Annotated in this window: 15 protein-coding genes; 2 read left to right on the forward strand and 13 right to left on the reverse strand. The window is 65.3% G+C overall.

Features of this window, described 5'->3' with window-relative positions; genetic code table 11:
* The first annotated feature begins 20 nt into the window (after positions 1-20).
* Entirely contained in the window at positions 21-4,547 is a 4,527-nt protein-coding gene (locus Q9451_RS25120; RefSeq protein ID WP_012270747.1) for a hemagglutinin repeat-containing protein, read from the forward strand.
* 70 nt (positions 4,548-4,617) lie between these two features.
* On the opposite strand, the gene gspN is transcribed toward Q9451_RS25120, so the two are convergent.
* From gspN to Q9451_RS25180, 12 genes are read right to left on the reverse strand one after another with little or no spacing between them, the layout of a single operon-like run.
* On the reverse strand, positions 4,618-5,277 hold the full coding sequence (gspN, locus tag Q9451_RS25125; protein WP_012270746.1) for a type II secretion system protein N: 660 nt from the start codon (positions 5,275-5,277) through the stop codon (positions 4,618-4,620).
* Entirely contained in the window at positions 5,274-5,660 is a 387-nt protein-coding gene (gspM, locus tag Q9451_RS25130) for a type II secretion system protein GspM (protein WP_012270745.1), read from the reverse strand. Before gspM ends, gspN begins: the two co-directional genes overlap by 4 nt.
* On the reverse strand, positions 5,657-6,730 hold the full coding sequence (gspL, locus tag Q9451_RS25135; RefSeq protein WP_012270744.1) for a type II secretion system protein GspL: 1,074 nt from the start codon (positions 6,728-6,730) through the stop codon (positions 5,657-5,659). The genes gspM and gspL overlap by 4 nt, the downstream gene beginning before the upstream one ends.
* Positions 6,727-7,317 (reverse strand): prepilin-type N-terminal cleavage/methylation domain-containing protein, encoded by a 591-nt coding sequence (locus Q9451_RS25140; protein ID WP_012270743.1) that lies wholly within the window; start codon positions 7,315-7,317, stop codon positions 6,727-6,729. Before Q9451_RS25140 ends, gspL begins: the two co-directional genes overlap by 4 nt.
* Entirely contained in the window at positions 7,314-7,682 is a 369-nt protein-coding gene (locus tag Q9451_RS25145) for a type II secretion system protein (RefSeq protein WP_012270742.1), read from the reverse strand. The genes Q9451_RS25140 and Q9451_RS25145 overlap by 4 nt, the downstream gene beginning before the upstream one ends.
* Positions 7,679-8,110, reverse strand: a complete 432-nt coding sequence (gene gspH / locus Q9451_RS25150; protein WP_012270741.1) for a type II secretion system minor pseudopilin GspH — start codon at positions 8,108-8,110, stop codon at positions 7,679-7,681. The genes Q9451_RS25145 and gspH overlap by 4 nt, the downstream gene beginning before the upstream one ends.
* Positions 8,111-8,113: 3 nt before the next feature.
* Positions 8,114-8,548 (reverse strand): type II secretion system major pseudopilin GspG, encoded by a 435-nt coding sequence (gspG, locus tag Q9451_RS25155; protein ID WP_012270740.1) that lies wholly within the window; start codon positions 8,546-8,548, stop codon positions 8,114-8,116.
* Between the two features lie 17 nt (positions 8,549-8,565).
* Positions 8,566-9,768 (reverse strand): type II secretion system inner membrane protein GspF, encoded by a 1,203-nt coding sequence (gene gspF / locus Q9451_RS25160; RefSeq protein ID WP_012270739.1) that lies wholly within the window; start codon positions 9,766-9,768, stop codon positions 8,566-8,568.
* 3 nt (positions 9,769-9,771) lie between these two features.
* The gene (locus Q9451_RS25165) at positions 9,772-11,220 is read right to left on the reverse strand and encodes an ATPase, T2SS/T4P/T4SS family (protein WP_012270738.1); all 1,449 of its coding nucleotides are present in this window, start codon (positions 11,218-11,220) and stop codon (positions 9,772-9,774) included.
* Positions 11,220-12,974, reverse strand: a complete 1,755-nt coding sequence (gene gspD, locus Q9451_RS25170) for a type II secretion system secretin GspD (RefSeq protein WP_012270737.1) — start codon at positions 12,972-12,974, stop codon at positions 11,220-11,222. The genes Q9451_RS25165 and gspD overlap by 1 nt, the downstream gene beginning before the upstream one ends.
* Positions 12,975-12,977: 3 nt before the next feature.
* Positions 12,978-13,403 (reverse strand): pilus assembly protein PilZ, encoded by a 426-nt coding sequence (locus Q9451_RS25175; RefSeq protein ID WP_012270736.1) that lies wholly within the window; start codon positions 13,401-13,403, stop codon positions 12,978-12,980.
* Positions 13,400-15,040, reverse strand: coding sequence for a hypothetical protein (locus Q9451_RS25180; RefSeq protein WP_012270735.1), 1,641 nt, complete (start codon positions 15,038-15,040; stop codon positions 13,400-13,402). Before Q9451_RS25180 ends, Q9451_RS25175 begins: the two co-directional genes overlap by 4 nt.
* A gap of 224 nt (positions 15,041-15,264) precedes the next feature.
* On the opposite strand from Q9451_RS25180, the gene Q9451_RS25185 reads away from it, so the two are divergent.
* A complete protein-coding gene (locus Q9451_RS25185) occupies positions 15,265-17,340 on the forward strand; it encodes a PhoX family phosphatase (protein ID WP_012270734.1) in 2,076 nt (691 codons plus the stop codon).
* A gap of 40 nt (positions 17,341-17,380) precedes the next feature.
* On the opposite strand, the gene gspK is transcribed toward Q9451_RS25185, so the two are convergent.
* Positions 17,381-18,346, reverse strand: coding sequence for a type II secretion system minor pseudopilin GspK (gspK, locus tag Q9451_RS25190; RefSeq protein ID WP_012270733.1), 966 nt, complete (start codon positions 18,344-18,346; stop codon positions 17,381-17,383).
* Between the last annotated feature and the right edge of the window lie 24 nt (positions 18,347-18,370).

Raw genomic sequence — 18,370 nt, forward strand, 5'->3', positions numbered from 1 at the left:
ACAACAAAGAGAACGAGAAAATGCAAACACTCTCGCAGTTACCACCTATCCGCCCAAATATCTTGCGCTGGTCCATCTTCCTCACGTTGCTGGGCCCCAGCGCCGCTCTGGCCCAGAACGGCCTGGATGCAACAGCCGGCCCGGCAGGCACCCCGATCATCCACAACGGCCATGGGGTACCGGTCATCGACATCGTGCCGCCCAACGCCAGCGGGCTGTCGCACAACCAGTTCATCGACTACAACGTTGGCACCCCTGGCTTGGTGTTGAACAACGCCACCGAGGCCGGGCGGTCGCAGCTGGCCGGTGCCCTGGCGGCCAACCCGCAGTTTCAGGGCCAGGCCGCCTCGACCATCCTCAACGAAGTGGTCAGCCGCAACGCCTCGTTGATCGAAGGGCCACAGGAAATCTTCGGGCGCCCGGCCGACTACATCCTGGCCAACCCCAATGGCATCACCCTCAATGGCGGCAGCTTCATCAACACCACCCGTGCTGGCTTCGTGGTGGGAACCCCGGCTTTCGAAGAGCAGCAGCTCAAATACCTGGACACACTCACGGCCAGCGGCACCCTCCAGGTACTGGAAAATGGCCAGAGCAATGCCAGTGGCGCGCTCGAGCTGATTGCACCGCGCGTGGACAGCAAAGGCCTGCTCACGGCCGGCGAAGCGCTCAACATCACGGTTGGTCGCAACCGTGTGGACAGTCGCAGTGGCGACGTTGTGGAACACCTGCCCAGCCCCTCTTCGAGCATTGATGCCAGCCTGTTCGGTGCAATGCGCGCTGGGCGTATCCGTGTGGTGAGCACTGCCGAAGGCGCGGGAGTGCGCATGGGGGCATCACAGGTCATGGGCACCGAGGGCGTCGACATCCAATCGGCAGGCGGTTTGCATATCAGCGGCAAAGTCGACAACCCCACCGAGCTACGTAGCGAGCGCGGTACACTGAAACTCACCGCTGCCGATGACCTGATACTTGATGCGGTCAACGGCCAGGCCGCAAGCATCGAAGCCCGCGCCGGCAAGAAGCTCACACTGGACGCCCAGACCCGCAAGCACATCGAGCACAACAACGACAGCTGGAACAAGAAGTTCTTGTTCATCACCCGCGAAACCTACAGCCGCAAAACCACCACCACTCACCAACAGCAGCAGGGCAGTCAATTGCAGGGCAGCGACAGCGTGCTGTTGCAGTCTGGCGAGGACATGCGCCTGGCTGCAGCAAAGGTGGACGCAGGCAACGAGCTGATCGTCGACAGTGGCGCCGGCCTGGACATCGTGGCCGGCATCGATAGCCAGCGCACTGAAGAGCAGGTGCGCCACCGCAAGGATTTATGGCGCGGTGACAGCGATACCGACCAGCTCAAGGAAACCGCAAAGGGCAGTACGCTCGGCGCCAAGCACATGGCGATCAAGGCAAGCGGCAAGCTCGATGTGCAAGGCAGCAGCCTGCACAGCCGCGGCGATTTGGCCATCCAGGCAAAACAGGCAGACATCGGCACCACCACATTGCAGGAACGCGGAACCAAACGCGACTATCGCGGCGACCTGGTATCGGGCACCTTCTTTGGTGATCGCCAAGGCAAGGACACCGAGGGCAAGGCCGTTGCAGGCAGCACGGTCGCCAGCGAGGGCAAGCTCACCGTGGCTGCCGAGCAGGTCGCTATCACCGGCAGCAGCGTGCACGGCAAGCAGGACGCCGTGCTCTACAGCGAAAAAGGTTCGCTGGCCATCGAGGCAGACCACGCCAGCAGCACCTCCACCAACCGCTCCAGCGACAGCAAACTGTTCGGCCTGATTGGCAGCGAACACGAAGGTACAGACCGCAAACAGCAGGTGCTGGTCAGCGACGTCAGCTCGGCCAGCAACCTGCGCCTGGCCAGTGCCGAAGAATTGCGCATTCAGGGTGCCAAGGTCGAAGCGGGCAAACACCTGCAAGTGGAGGCCAAAGGCGACCTGCTGATTGGCAGTGCACAATCGGTCGATGAACGCGAAACCCGCGACCAGCAACGCGGCTTCACGGCCAGCGCCAGGCAAACCCAGGAAGCCGAGGATGGCAAGCCAGAATCCCGCCAGTACGCGGCTGGCGTGGCATATGAGGTCGCCAACAGCACCAGCAAGCAGCGCACCACCCACCAGGTTGCCAGTGAGCTCAAGGGCGCCTCGGTGGGCATGAACAGTGGCGCGCACCTGCAGGTAAAGGGCAGCAAGGTCCAGGCCACTGCCGGCGACCTCGACGTACAGGCTCAGGAAGTGACGCTGGGTGCGGCCCGTAATGAGCGTGACGCGACCACCACTACCACCCATAGCGGTGGCGGGTTGACGGTAACCGGCGGCATCGACCGCTTGGGCAGTCTGTTCGAAGGCCATCACAACCGTGAGGTGCAGACCGAGCGCGAGAGCAAGGTGCAGCGCAGCGCGTTGCAGGCCAGCGGCGATCTGAAATTGCGCAGTGATGCACTGCTCACCGAGACCGCGCACGTCGAGGCCGGCAACTCCCTGCAGGTGACCGCCGAACGCATCGATAACCGCGCGCTGCAGGATACCCAGGAACATGAACAAAGCCGCGACAACTGGTCTGCCAGCCTGGGCGCCAGTGTCGAGTACCGCGACCTTACCCGCCCCATCGAACGCCTGGTGCTGGGTGAGGAAGCCGCACGCTTCCAGCAAGCCTCGCCCGAAGATGCCATGGCGCCACCCAGCATCGGTGCCGACATGACCGTCGAACACCTCAAGCGCCTGGAAAACCAGCGTCGCAGCTTGGCTCGGGTGAGCGAGTTTTCCGGGGCCAAGGTCGAGGTCAAGGCCGACACCCTCGCAGACCAGGGAACAGCTTGGCAGGCCAACGCCGGCGCGCTGCAGATCGAGGCGCAGCAGCACCAGATGCACGCGGCCGAGAACACCCAGGAAGTGACCGTGCAACGCCTGGCCTATGGCGGCGACGTGCGCCTGGACACCAGCACCGGCGAGGACCTGAACGTACGCGCCGCTGGCCAGGGAGGGTCGCTGGAAAGCAAGGATATCGGCAGCACCGCCGTGCCCGGCAGCCTGTACGGGCAACAGGGTATCCAGGTACAGCTGGGCAGCGATGGGCGCTACGAAGGGGCCCGCATCGATGGCGGCGAAGGTAGCGTGGTCATGCACAGTGCTGGCTCGCTAACCTTGTCACAGGCGACCGACCAGGCCGAACAACAGGCACGCCAGCTCGATGGCAATGCCTGGGCCAAAGTTGGCAACCGTCCAGGCAGCACCGGCGTCAATGGCCGTGGCTATCTCGACCACAGTCAAACGCTGAGCACGCAGAGCACGGCTCAAGTGGCACAAGTCGACGCCAAGGGCGAGGTGCGACTGACCAGCGGTGCCGACCTGCTGCTCGAAGGTACCCGCATTGGCAGCCGCGAGGCCAAGGTTGGCGACATCCTGGTGCAGAGCGGCGGCCAACTGCGGGTCAAGGCGGCCAGCAATACCCAGCAAGCCACGGGCGCCAAGCTGGGCGGCGGCCTGGAGCTGGCGGTCAAGGCAGGCACGACCAAGGGGGGAGCATTGGGTGGCCACTTCAGCCACGGCAAACAGGAAGAAAATGCACACCAGGCGATTGATGCCCAGTTTGCCAGCAACGGCGCACTGACCCTGAGCAGCAACGCCCGCGAGGATATCGCCCTGCACCTGCAAGGCCTTCAGGCCTCGGCCGAACGAATGACCCTCGACGCTTCGAACGGCGGCATGCTGGTGGAAGCCTCTTCCAACCAGGAGCGACGCGACAACCTCGACATCACCGCCGGCGCCGGTTTCGACATGGCCAAGGGCGCGCTGGATACCCGCGGCCTGCATGGCCGCCTCAAGGTAGAGTTCGACAAGCGCGACAACCTCACCTGGAATGCCAATGACCTGCGCGCCGAGCGCATCGACCTGCAAAGCCGCGGCGATACCCGCATCGAAGGCGCCACCCTGGTAGCGGGGCATATTGGTGGCGTGATCGACGGTGACCTGCGTATCGCCAGCCGCAAGGACCGCGTCGACACCCTGAGCGTCAAAGGGGATGCCAGGCTGAGCCAGGAGAAAAACCCACAGGGCTATGTCAACGCGGCCACTTCGGTGGCCGGGCCTCTGGGGGGCAAGGTCGAGAAAAAAGCCGGCTCCGCCTTGAGCAAGGCAGACCCAGGGCTCTCGCCGACCCTAAGCCTCGACGTTTCGCACGTGCAGCGTGACAGCGTGGCCCATCAGGCCACGCTCAAAGGCAGCGATGGTATCGACCTGCAGGTGGGTGGCAACGCTCATCTGGTGGGGGCACGTTTGCAGTCGGCCAGGGGCGCCGTGGGGCTCGACGCCGACTCGATCACTCAAGAAACGCTGAGCGGTAATGACTATCGCCGGGACGTATCGATCGATGCGTCCAACTCACCGGTGGACCTGGGCACGGCAATCGCCGATATGGCCAAGGGCAAAGGGGCAGCGGATGGCGAGAATGCGCTGGACCTTGGGTTGTTGAGAACCAGTGGGCATAGCCGCAGCGAGCAATGGGCTTCGAGTGTGCAGGGCAAGAAGCAATAGCCACAAGCGCGCCCCTACGCAAGGTTGCTTGCGCATCGACAGTGTCGCCATGCAGTAGCAACCTTGTCGCCTACCAGCGAAGGTCTCGCTGCCCCACCAGTGCCTGTGGCCCAAGCCATTGGGCGCCCCGCAACAATGGGGTCAACGCCGCCTCTGGCTGCAGCTCGAACAGCACCTGTGCCCGGCCCCCGGGCAGGTCGGCATCCACGCTCAATTGGTGCTGCCCCGGCTGCGCCAACTGCCCGCGCAGGTGCCAGCCGCTGCGGCAATCCATTTCCAGCCAACCCTGCCCCAAGCCCAGCGACCATGGCTCGCTCAGGGCAAGATCAGCCACTGTCAGCCGGCCTTCGCTGGCTTGACACTCGCTGCCCGCCCCCTGCATACGCAGCGTGCCCTGCCACTGCCCGGCCAACCGATAATCCATGTGTACAGTTGCCTGGGGGCCCATGGCTGCTGCTTCCAGCCGCCAACGCCACGGCCAACCTTCGCCGCGCAGGTGCCAGCCTTGGCCCTGCAAGCCCAACTGTGCGTTTGCCTGCAGGCGCCAAGGCTGTACTGTCCAGCGCAACGGCCCGAGTGGCCCCAACTGCTGCGCCTGGCCTTGCCACAGGCTGCCACTGACATCACGCGCGGGCAGGCCAAGCCCGCGCGCCAACCAATCGGCAGGCAGTTCCACGAGCAATGTCAGTGCGAAAACCAAACACATCCACACCACGCTGCCGCGCCTCATGGCTGCACCACCACGTCGAACTGCAACCCCTTGCCATGCTGCTCCAGCCCCCATTGCAAGGTCTGAACGCCTTCTGCACGCAAGCTCTGCAACCACCCTTGCAGCGCTTGCTCATCGGCCACCTCGCCGCGCAACTGCCAGGCGTTGCCTTGGGCATCGACGTCGGCCAGCTCGATCTGCCGCGCATGGGCCGACTGGCGCAGCCGCTCCAAGCTCAACCCCGGCCCGCCGTGCAGGCCGGCGGCCTGTTCGGCCAGCCCGCGCCACAGGCTGAGCTCGCGCCACTGCTCGGCGCCTGCGCGCAGGGCCAGGAAGGCCAGCAACAGGGCAATCAATGCCCAGGCAAACGTCATGCGATGACGCTGCAGCCAGTCCCGGTTCATGAGGCCGCTCCCAGGTCGAAGATCACTTGGTCGCCTTGAATCTGCACCGTGGCGCCAGCGGCAGCGGCCATGTCGCGCCATGGCGGCGTACTGCCCTCGCCTGCCAGACTCAGGTGCCAGCGTTGTCCATCGAAACGCACAGCCTGCAGGCGCCAACCGGGGTTTTCACGCATCCAGGCCTGCAAACGTACTTGCAGGTCGTCCAGCTGACCGGTGCGCAGTTGCTGTTGCAGCGCACGCTCGCGCAGGCCCTTGAGTGCCTGTGCGGCATGCCGGGGGCTGGCTTGCTCGCCAGTCACGGCAATGACCTGGCTGCGCCAGAGTTGCGCCTGGCGCCATTGCTGGCTCAACCAAAGCCCCGCCCAAACCGCTGCCAGCACCAGGCAAGCCGCAAGCAGCCGCTGTTGCTGGCGGGACGGCACCGGCAAAGCGCGCGCCTTGCGGTCGCGATCGAACAGGCCAGGCAGTGAGTCGAGCGATGCAAACGCAGTTGGCCAGTTACCGCTCAGCGATGTCTTGTGCAACTCGTCCCACGGGTGCGACGGCGCGTTACCCAAGGCATCTGGCCAAGCCAGCCAGTGTTCCTGCCCGTCTTCGCTCAGCCCTTTGTACAAGGACATGCCGGGGGTGCGTTGCCATAACCAGGCGCCCCCTGCCTCGGGCAATGGCAGTAACTGCAACTCGGCCCAGCAACGCTCCACCTGCAAACCCCATTCAGCACATTGCCCGCGCCAGTCGTCCAATTGCTGACGCGCCACGACCAACAGGCGAAGGTGCCCGGGCTCACGGGCCAGGCAGGCACAGGCCACCTCATCCGTGGCCTGTAGCAGGCGGTCTTCGAGCAGCAACGGCCATTCTTCGCGCTTGAGGCCGGGCGGTGCCGGCACGCGGAAATGGCTGCAGGCCTCGGCAGGCAGGACCAACGCAATACGCGCCTGCAGGTTTGCCGGCGGCTCACCCTGCCCATCACATTGCACGATACCGCCCTTGACCAGTGCCCACTGCCAGACCCCGCCCGGCCGCAGCAATAGCCATGGCTGGGCCGACGGCCGCCGCCATTCACGTTTCATGAGCGCCCCCATGGGAGGGCGAAGGTGCAGACATAAGGGGCTCCATCACGCTGCAGTTCCAGGCGCACACCACGGCCGGGGTGCGCCGGTTGATCGGAAGGCCAGGCCAGCCAGCGGCCGCCCTGGTAGTACAGAACATTCATTGCACTGACCCGGTCGAGCCGTTCACGCTGTATCCATCGAGGGGCAGCGGCGGCGTAAAGGTCGGCCGAACTTTCCAGCAGCAGGCGCTGCTCACGGGCCTCGAAGCGCAGGCGCTGGCGTTGCAGGCGCGATCCACCTTCGGCTGCGGGTAGGCCGGTGCTGGCGACCCACAGCAACTGGTGGCTGGCGGGCTGCCAGTCCAGCCAGCGGCTGGCAAGGGGTAGGCGCTGGTCGTAGACCCGGCGCAGTACCGGGCTGTCGAACCGCCGCTCCAGGGCCAGGCAGAACTCCAGCACCGAGCTTTCCTGCGTGGTCACCAGCAGGCGTTCGCGCACCTTGAGCCAGCCATTGACCAAGGCGGCGAGCATGATGCCAAGCAAGGCGGTCAGAGCCAGGGCGACCATCAGTTCGATCAGGGTCAGGCCCGCCTGGTAGCGTTTCATGGGCGCTCCAGAAACACGGTGTACTGGCCCAACGGCAGGCGCTGGCCGCGGTCGGCGAAAAGCTGCAGTTCGCCACGGCGTAAATCGCGCACCCCGGTACGGCGCAGTTGCAGTTGCCAATGACATGGCAAGCCGCCCTGGCTCAGCTCGCCATTCACCTGATTGGCAGCAGGCCAATACTGTTCGACGGCAAAGCGGGTTTGCAGCTCGCGCGCGCACAGCAGGCCAAGGCGGTGCTGCTGCAGGTTTTCCTGCACCGCCAGGCGCTGGCGCAGAACCTGGCTGGTGATGACGGCCAGCACGGCAGCAATCGCCAAGGCCACGGTCACTTCCAGCAAGGTGAAGCCACACTGGCGCGGCTTCATGGCGCCACCTGCAAACGACCATCGCGGTCCCACGCCCAGCGCTGGCCGCCATCAGCCCAGCGCCAACGCACGCTGCCCGGCTGTGCCCAGCCATGGGGGGTGAACATCAGGCGGGGCTGTGGGCTGGCGGGCCAGTCCGGGTGCAGGCCCTTGGGCCAGTCGCCGAGCGCGACCGCTTCAACCACCCAGGCATTGCCCTCGCGCCGGACGAACTCCGGGCGCTGGCCATTCCAGCGCAGCCCGCGCAATTGCCCGGCATGCCTGGCCAGCGCGGCCTGGCTGCGGGTCTCAGCCACCAGCCGTTGCAGAGCCTGCTCGACACCGACCTGGCCACTGCCGAACCCGGCTACTACCAGCCCGGTCATCAGCCCGGCGATGGCCAACACCACCAGCAACTCGATCAGGCTGAAACCCCGCTGACCACGCACCGGTTACAGCGCCCAGTTGCCCAGGTCGGCGTCCTGACCTTCGCCGCCCGGTTGGCCATCGGCGCCCAGCGAGTACACATCGACCCGGCCATGCTCGCCCGGCATACGGTACTGGTAAGGGGTGCCCCACGGGTCTTGCGGCAGGCGGCGTACATAGCCGTCACTGCGCCAGGCCCGTGGCAGCGGCTCCTGGGCCGGCTTTTTCACCAGCGCGGCCAGGCCCTGTTCACTGCTGGGAAAGCGCAGGTTGTCCAGCCGATACATGTCCAGCGCTTGCTCCAGGGTAGCCAGGTCGGCCATCACCTTCTGCTTCATGGCCTTGTCCTGGTTGCCCAGCACGCTGGGTGCAACCACGGCAATCAGCAGGCCGATGATGAAGATCACCACCATGATCTCCATGAGGGTAAAACCGCGTTGGCGATTACGTCGATGCTGCATGGCAATACTCCTTGTCGTCACAGTTGCAGGCCCTGGTTGAGTTGCATGATCGGCAGCAGCACCGCCAGCACGATGAACAGCACCACGGCGCCCATCACCAGAATCATCAGGGGTTCGAACAGCGCCATGGCGGTATCCACCTGGCGGGCAAAGCCGCGCTCCTGGTCGTCGGCCACACGCTCGAGCATGTCGGCCAGGGTGCCGCTGGCCTCGCCGCTGCCGACCATGTTCACCAGCAGCGGCGGGAATTGCTGGCAGGCATCCAGCGCACGGTGCAGGCTGGTGCCGCCCTGCACTTGCTGGCGTACCTGCTCCATGGCCAGGCGGATACGCCGGTTGCCGATGGTGTCGGTGGCCACGTGCAAGGCTTCGAGCAGGGCCACGCCGCTGCCACTGAGAATCGCCAGGCTGCGTGCCAGGCGTGCGCTTTCCAGCACCTGCACCAGGCCGCCGATGCGCGGCAGGCGCAACAGCAGTTGGTCGCGGCGCAGACACCAATGCGGCTTGCGCAGCAACCAGCCACCCAGCACGGCGAGCATCAGCGCCAGCCCTACCATCCACGGCCCTGCCAGCACCAAGCCCTGGCTCAGGCCAATCAGCAACGAGGTGATCAGTGGCAGGCTCTGCCCGGCATGGGCAAATTGTTCGGTGAGTTTGGGCACGACGAATGTCATCAGGCCGATGACCACGGCAAGCGACACCCCCATCAGTACCGTGGGGTAGATCAGCGCAGTGCGGGCCTTGTGCTGCTGCCGTTGCACCTGTTCCAAATGATCGGCCAAGCGGGTCAGCACCTGGGCCAGGCGCCCGGAACGTTCGCCAGCCTCGACCAGCGCGCAGTACAGGCCAGTGAAAGGTGCGCCCTGCCGAGCCAGGCTGCGAGCCAGGCCCAGGCCTTCGGCAAGCGAGCCGCGCAGGGCCACCAGCACACTGTGCAAGGCGGGCTGGCGCAGTTGCCGTTCCAGGGTGGCCAGGGCATCGACCAAGGGGATGCCGGCCCCGATCAAGGTGGCCAGTTGACGGGTCAATTCACACAGCTGGGCGCGGCTAAGCCGCTGGCGCCGGGGTCGCTGGACACCGGCTTCGTGGCGCTGCAACTGGCGGGCAAACAGGCCCTGCTCGCGCAACAGCTGGCGGGCGTGGCGCTCATTGTCAGCCTGCAGGCTGGCCTTGTGCGATTTGCCCGCGAGGTCCACGGCCTGGTAGCGATAGGTCGGCATGCCTTAGCCCTGCACCGCGCGCAGCACTTCGGCCAGGCTGGTCTCGCCACGGGCCAGGCACTCGCTGGCCATCGCCACCAGGCTTTGCCGGCGCTCACCGAGGTAGGCCTGCATGGCCAGTTCGCTGGCGCCGTCATACAACAGGCCGATCAGCCCGGCGTCCAGTTCGATGAATTCGTACAGGCCCAGGCGGCCGATGTATCCGCTGCCCTGGCACTGCTCGCAGCCGACCGCGTGGTAACTGCTGCCCAGTGCAGCCAGCTCTGGCCACAGGTCACGCTCGGCCGGTTGCAATGGGTGCGCCACGGCACAACTGCACAAGCGCCGCACCAGGCGCTGGGCCAGTACACCGCGCAGACACGAGGCAATCAGGAACGGCTCGATACCCATGTCACGTAGCCGGGTCACCGCGCCCACGGCACTGTTGGTGTGCAGGGTAGAGAGCACCAGATGGCCGGTGAGGCTGGCCTGCACGGCGATCTGTGCGGTCTCCTGGTCGCGGATTTCGCCGAGCATGATCACGTCCGGGTCCTGACGCAGGATGGCGCGCAGGCCACTGGCGAACGTCAGCCCGGCACGCGGGTTGATGGCGGTCTGGCCAATGCCTGCGATGGCATACTCCACCGGGTCCTCAACGGTGAGGATGTTGCGGCTGCCGTCGTTGAGGCTGTTGAGGCTGGCGTACAGGGTGGTGGTCTTGCCCGAACCGGTTGGCCCAGTGGACAACACGATACCGTTGGGCCGCGCCAGGCAGCTGCGCAGGCCCTGCAACACCGCCGCCGGCATGCCCAGGTTTTCCAGCGCCAACAGGCTGGCCTGCTTGTCGAGTACCCGCATCACCACCCGCTCGCCATGGATGCCGGGCAAGGTCGAGACCCGCACGTCCACTTCGCGTCCCGCCGCGCGCAAAGTGATGCGCCCATCCTGGGGCTGGCGTTTTTCTGCGATGTCCAGGCGGGCCATGACCTTGATCCGTGACACCAGCATCGCCGACAACGCTCGCGGCGGGCGCAGCACTTCGCGCAGGTGGCCATCGACCCTCAGGCGCACCACCAGGCTTTGTTCGAACGTCTCGATATGAATGTCCGAGGCACGCAGGCGCAGCGCCTGGCCGAACAGGCCGTTGATCAAGCGGATTACCGGGGCTTCGTCGTCGCTTTCCAGCAAGTCTTCGATGCGCGGCATCTCGCTCATCAGGCTGTCCAGGTCGACCTGGTCGCCAATCCCTTCGATCAGCGCTGCAGTGGCCGCATCGCCGGCCTGGTACAGCTGGCCCAAGCGCTCATCGAATACTGCGGGCTCCAGGTATTCAAGCGCGCAGGGTTGGCCATGCACGCGCAACAGCTCCTGCAACTGCGCGCTGTCGGCGTCGGTCCTTAGCCACAACTGCCAACCCTGCTCCGTCGCAGCCATGGCCACCCCGCTCAGCCGTGCCTGGCGATAGGGCAGCATCACCAGTCACCGCCTTCCAGGCGCGCGCGGCTGGAGGGAAATACCTGCAACAGTGGCGTGCCCTGTGCAAGGTCTGGCAATTGCAGCGGTGTGGTCTGCTGCAAGGTGCGGTATTTGTCTTCGCTGAGCCCCGCCAGGCTGGGCCCATCGCGCAGGATGCGCGGGCGGATGAACACCATCAGGTTCTGCTTGGTGTTCTTGCTGGCATCGGAGCGGAACAACCGGCCCAGATAAGGGATGTCGCCAAGCAGCGGCACACGCTGGTTGCTGGTGCTCAGTTCGTCGCTGATCAGGCCGCCGAGAATCACCAGGCCGTTGTCCTCGACCATGACCTTGGTCTTGATCTCGCGCTTGTTGGTGATCACGTCACTGGCTGCACTGGAGTCGGCAATCGACGACACTTCCTGGACGATGTCCAGGCGCACGCTGTTGTCGATGTTGATCTGCGGCTTGATGCGCAGCTTCACCCCGACTTCCTTGCGTTCGATGGTCTGGTACGGGTTGGCGTTGTTCTGCGTCACCGAGCCGGTGACGAAAGGCACTTCCTGGCCGACCAGGATCGACGCTTCGGCGTTGTCCAGGGTCAGCAAGGTGGGCGTGGACAGCAGGTTGAAGCCGCTTTTGCCCTTCAGCGCGTTGACCAGCATGGCGAAGTTGAAGCCGCCGCCGAAATGGCCGATGCCCGCCGTGGCACCCGCCGTGGTGGACAGCAAGTCGCCGAGGGCCTCGTTGTCACCACTGGCGGCGGCCCCGGCGATGTTGGCGATATTCACGCCATTGCTGCCGAAGTTGACGATACCGGCACCGAACTTTTCGTCGGCGAACAGCCATTGCACACCCAGCTCCTGAGCGCTGCTGTCCGATACCTCGGCGATGATCGCCTCGACCACCACCTGGGCGCGACGAATGTCCAGTTGCTCGACAATGGCACGATACGCCGCCAGCTCGCTGTCGGGGCCGACCATGACCACGGCGTTGGTGCCCTCTTCGTACTCCAAGCGGATACTTGGGCCTGCGGAGGCGACCATCACCGGCCTGTCCTTGCTTTCTCCTTCTCCAGGCCCTTCAGCTGGCACCGCACCTTCCTGGCTGAGCCCGCGCAGCACCTTGACCACTTCACCGGCATTGGCATGGCGCAGGTAGATCACCTGGGTACTGCCGCTGCCTTGTGCCTCCTCTGGGCGGTCGAGCTGGCGCAGCAGGCTGGCGATGCGTTCCAGGTTGCTGCGCCAGTCGGTCACCACCAGCTGATGCGCCGCCGGATACGGTGTAATCACCCCAACCCGTGGGTCGATCAGCGGCTTGAGAATGCCCAGGACTTGTTCACTGGCGGCGTTACGCACGTTGAATACCCGAGTGGCCACGCTGTCGCTGCCCTCGCCCTGCTGCCCGCCCGCCTCCACCGGCACCGGCTCCAGACGTGCGGCCTGGTCGGGGACGATCTTCACGCTGCCGTTGGGCAGGTCGACGGTGGCATAACCCTGGGCGCGCAGTTGGGCCAGGAAGATGTCATAGATGGCATCGGCGTCGTGCAGGTCGACGGTGCGCACGGTGACCTTGCCCTTGACCCTGGGGTCGACGATGAAGGTGGTGCCGGTGATGCGCGACACACTGTCGATGAACTCGCCAAGCTCGGTATCGACGAAGTTCACTTCGTACATCGGCGTGCCGTTGTCATCGAACACCGGTTCTTCAGCGCAGGCCATGGACAAGGCCACGCTCAGCGCGGCCGCCACGCAGTATCTAACAGGCATCGTTCATCCTTGCCGCTTGAAGCCGGTCACGGCAGGGCGTGGCGGCCAGGGCAGGCGTTCGCGCCGCCCCTGGTTGTTGAAAATCAGGCCATCGCTGTCGATGTCCTGCAGCACGATCCCAGGTGCCAGGCGCTGGCCACGGGCTAGAGTGCGTACTTGCTCGCCGTAGCGCAGCACCACCACACTGGATGCCAATGGCTGCGCCTTGAGGCCGCCGAGGTATTGCAGTGGCAAGCGAGTAAGGGCAATGGCACCGTCGTCGATGGGCGCTTGCCAGTGGCCAACCATCAGCCCGGGCAGCGGGCTGTCGACCGCCGCAGGCGCCGTGGCGGGTTGCGGCTGACGGCTCAGTTGCAGCACACACTGTGCAGCGAGCCAGCCGGCCAAGGTCAGGCCAGCGCCCGTGAACACGCGCGAGGCGAGGGTCACGAGGCCAACTGCCGTGGATGCCAGCCCGGGTGCCCCTGCACGTAACGCACTTCGGGCAGTTGCAGCGGCACCAGTTGCCAGTCGGCACCTTGCCGGGCCAGCCAGGCTTCGACCCGCTGCCACAGGGGCTCGCCGGCTTGACTGTCGAATTGCAGGCCAAAGGTGCGGCACAGGCCCTGCACGGGCTCCAGGCCAGTGATGCGCTTGCCTTGCGGGCTGTAGCTGACGCGCCAGGCCTGGCCCTGCCAGCGCGGCAGGTCCTGGCTGTTGTCCAACAGCAACGGGTCGCCGAACAATTGTTCTGCAGCGTTCTCCAGCACTTGCTCGACCTGCCGAGCCGGCGCTTCGACCACCGGCGCCGGGTAACCGCCGGTAAGGCTGATCAAGTGTTCGCGGGTGATGGACGCACCCGCCGGCAGCGGGTAGTCATAACGCAGGCCCGGCAACAGCACGGGCATGCTGCTGTCGTCAGCCAGGGCTTGATGCAGCAGGCGGTCCCAGCTGCCGCCTCGGGTATCGCGGCGCCACAAGGCCTGGGGTGCGCGGGCCAACGGCTGATCGAGCCAGGCCGCGTGGCCGGCACGTTGCTGGCGTAGTTGTGCCTGAAACTGCGCGACGCGCACCTGCGCGGCAGGCGCCAGTTGTTGTTCAAAGGCCGGGAAGAAGCGCCCGTCGAACTGCCACAGCCCGGCCACACGTTGGCAGCGCAGGCGGAACGCACCGCTGCCCCGGCAGCCGGCGAACAACACCGGCACGCGGCGGCCGCTGGCCTGGGTTACTTCGACCGGCGCCGGCCACAAGTCCTGGCCACGGGCGCACAGCAGCACATCGATTTGCGGCAACCGTTCAGCCAGCCACAGGCCGGGGCCTGTGCCCACATCGGCCATGGCCACCACCAGGTCCGCCTCGCGCCGGGCCTGCTCGAATACCGGCTGCAGTGACTGGTACCACTGTTTGAGCGAAGCTTTCTGGTCCTGGGCATAAGGGTCGGTCACGCCAACCACCGCAATGCGCGCACCGCCGCGCTCGAAGACGTGCAAGGCTTCCAGGCCCAATGCCTGGCGTTGCGCGTCTGCCAGCCCGGCAGCCAAGGTAAGGGGGCTTGCCTGGCGATAGAGCCCTGGGCTGCGCTGTGGCCACAGTACCCGTTCGTCGCTGCTGACCCGCGCTTCGACGCCCAGCAGTTGGCTGCCTTGCACTCCACTTTCGCCCTGGGTCAGGTAAGCCAGGCCACTGCCATTCCAGCCTTGGCCGTTTTCCAGGGTGAGGCTGTTGCCGGCACCGGCCTCGCCGCGCAGCTGCTCCAGCAACGCCGCCAGCACCGCATAGCCGCCCAACTGGGCAGCCCCAGCCTGATTCGCATCGAGCAGCGGCGCCAGTTGCGGGTAGGCGATGCTGGCGCTGCTGCCTGTCATCCATGGCGCGCGGCCCAGGTGGCTGACCGGTCCCAGCCGGGTAGCCGGCACCACGGCCAGGCCAGGTTGGCGGGCATCGAGGGTATCGGCTACATAGAGCAAGTCGAGGTGGGCGTTACCGCCCTGCTGCCCTGGGAAGGCAGTGCAGGCGCCGAGCAGCGGTGCCAAGGCACCGATACCCATCCAGCCGATCACTTCGCGCCTGTGCACACTGCTCGCCATCGCACCCGCCATCCTTTTCCGCGTTCATTCAGGGCCCCGGATGTTGCGGCGTTGGCATTACAGTTTGATGGCAGAAATCCGACAGACATTCCAAATTGATCTGTCAGAAGCTTTTCTAAGAGCGAGTCGTTTTAAAAACCCCTTAACATTTCTGCCAATGAATCATCATATTTTCCCCCTAAAGTCGCGGGTTCTTCTAACTCAGCCAATATAAGGACACCCTGATGAGTCGAGATACCGGCGACAACCTGGACCGGAACCAAAGCGGCAACCTGCCGATGGCCAACGTCATGGACGCCTACCTGAGCCGTCGCAGCGTGATGCGCGGTAGCCTGGGCGCCGCCATCGCCATGATCGCCGGTACCGGCCTGACAGGCTGCTTCGACGGTGGCGGCTCCGATCACGATGACCCCGTCACCGAGCCACCGGTGACCGAGCCGCCAGTCACCGAACCGGAAGTACCGAAACTGGCGTTGGGCTTCCAGTCCATCCCAGGTTCGCGCACCGACGCCTGTGTCGTCGCCGCTGGCTATAGCGCCTACGTGCTGGCGCCCTGGGGTACGCCGCTGAACAGCAACGGCAACCCGTGGAAGTCCGACGGCAGCAACACCTCGACCGACCAGGCCAACGCCATGGGCATGCACCATGACGGCATGCACTTCTTCCCCATCAACGGCAGCTCGGAAGACGGCCTGCTGGCGATCAACTTCGAATACATCGACACCGCGGCCCTGCACCCGGCCGGCCCGACCACCGATGTGAACGGCAAGCGCCCGGCCGAAGAAGTGCGCAAGGAAATCAACGCCCACGGTGCCGGCGTGGTACGCCTGCAGAAAATCAACGGCCGTTGGCAGGTGGTCGACAACGACCCGCTGAACCGCCGCTTCACCACTGCCTCGCGCATGGAAATCACCGGGCCGCTGCGCGGCACCGACCACGTCAAGACCAAGTACTCCACCGCCGGCACTCACTGCCGTGGCACCAACAACAACTGCGGCAACGGCTATACCCCGTGGGGCACCTACCTGACCTGCGAAGAGAACTGGCCGGGCATCTTCGTCAACAAAGGCACCCGCCCCGAGGACCAGCGCCGTATTGGCGTGGGCACCTCCAGTGGCCAGTACAAGTGGGAAAGCGCTGCCGGTGACAGCACCGAGGTGGCCGACGAATTCGCCCGCTTCGACGTGACCATCAAGGGCGCCAGCGCCAGCGACGACTACCGCAACGAAGCCAGCACCTACGGCTACATCGTCGAGATCGACCCCTACAACAGCAGTACCCTGGCCACCAAGCGTACCGCGCTGGGCCGTTTCCGCCACGAGGGCTGCGCCCCAGGCCTTCCCGTCGCGGGCAAGCCGCTTGTGTGGTACATGGGTGACGACTCGAACAACGAGTACCTGTACAAGTGGGTGTCCACCGCCGTGTGGGACGCCGCCGACGCCAACCCGGCCGACCGCCTGGCCACCGGCGCCAAGTACCTCGACCAGGGCAAGCTCTACGTGGCCCGCTTCAATGCCGATGGCACCGGCGTATGGCTGCTGCTGGACGTGGGCACCGCCACCAAGGCCGGCAGCACCCTGGGTGCACTGTATGGTGACCTGCCAGGCATCATCCTCAACACCCGTGGTGCCGGCGATGCCGTGGGCGCAACGCCGATGGACCGCCCGGAATGGACCACGGTCAACCCACTGAACGGCGACGTGTACCTGACCCTGACCAACAACAGCGCACGCACCCCGGAAAAGGTCGATGCAGCCAACCCACGTGGCCCGAACCGTCACGGCCACATCATTCGCTGGCACGACAGTGACGACCAGCTGAGCTTTACCTGGGACATCTTCGTGTTCGGCGCCAACGCTGCCGGCACTGCCGACATCAATCGTTCTGGCCTGACCGAGCTCAACCAGTTCGCCAGCCCCGACGGCATGAGTTTCGATAGCCGTGGCATTCTGTGGTTCGAAACCGACAACGGCGAAACCACCTTGACCGACTACACCAACGACCAACTGCTGGCGGTGATCCCCACCGACCTGGTGGATGCCAGCGGCAAGCAGGTACCGGTGAACGCACAGAACCAGGTGGCCCTGCGCCGCTTCTTTGTCGGGCCGAATGATTGCGAGGTGACCGGGATTTCCTTTACCCCGGACAACAAGACCTTGTTCGTCAACATTCAGCATCCGGGGAACTGGCCTTATACCGACAAGGCCACCGATGCTACGCCGGCTGGGGCGACTGTAAGGCCACGGGCTTCGACGGTGGTGATTCAGCGCAATGATGGCGGGGAGATCGGCACCGCCTGATCGATCTGGGGCCGCTCTGCGGCCCCAGTACTCTCAAGCTTTACCAGGCCATGGGCTCCCGGCTACGCACCCGCACCTGCTGTGCTGGCACCCGCGCATGCCATTGCACCACCCCAAGCGCCTCTACCTGAAACTCGCTGCGCATCATCCTGCCCTCCTCTTCGAACGACAGCTGCAACAGGAAGTACCCACTGTTGAGCAGCAAGCCTTCACTCAGTCGTTCGAACGTCTCGTCATCCACCGCCCCCAGCGCCTGGCGCAACGCGGCCGCATCCGCATACCCCGACGCCGGTCGCCCGGTGATGATGCGGCTGAGCAAAGAGCGCGAATAGCGCCCTTCGTACAGCGCTTCCAGCAACGGTAGGTGCTCCAGCCCCAGCGCATTGGCATTCAGGCGCCAGCCGGTGACCTGGGGCAAGGCGCACAGCATCGGATAACGAGCCTGGCGAGCGGCATCCGGCTCCAGCAACAGGTTCAGCTCGCTGGTGTCGAGCATCGGCTGATTGGCCGCCAGCCGTGCGGGTTGCTGACGCAGGTACTGGGCACTCTCGGCGCCCTGCAGACGGGTATCACTGTCGGCGTCGAGCCAGTCGGCCAGTGCATCGACCAGGCGCTCGGCAGCCATGTCGTCGCCCAGCAGATAACGCAATTGGTGCTCGGCACGTTCGCCATCGGCACCCAGCAACGCATTGACGTTGAAGCATGTGTGCTGGTCGCGCACCCGCAATTGCGCCTGGCCCGTGCCAAAATCGTAGTTCAGTGGCTGCCCGCGCAAGGCTTGCCAGAACAATGGGCTAAGCCGCCAGGCGGGGTCCCGCAGAGCCTGCTCGGCATAGGCAAGGCCCGCCTGTTCCATGGCGCGCACCTGCACCCGCTGCTGCAACAGACGCACCTCATCCACCTGGCGCCGACCATCTTCCACCAACCAAGCCATGCCCGCCGCCAGCATCGCCAGCACCACCATCACCATCAACAGGGCCGCCCCCTGCTGTTGCCTGCCACCCATCCGTGCGTGCCTCGCTCGCAAAGT

Source organism: Pseudomonas sp. NY8896, assembly GCF_039634505.1.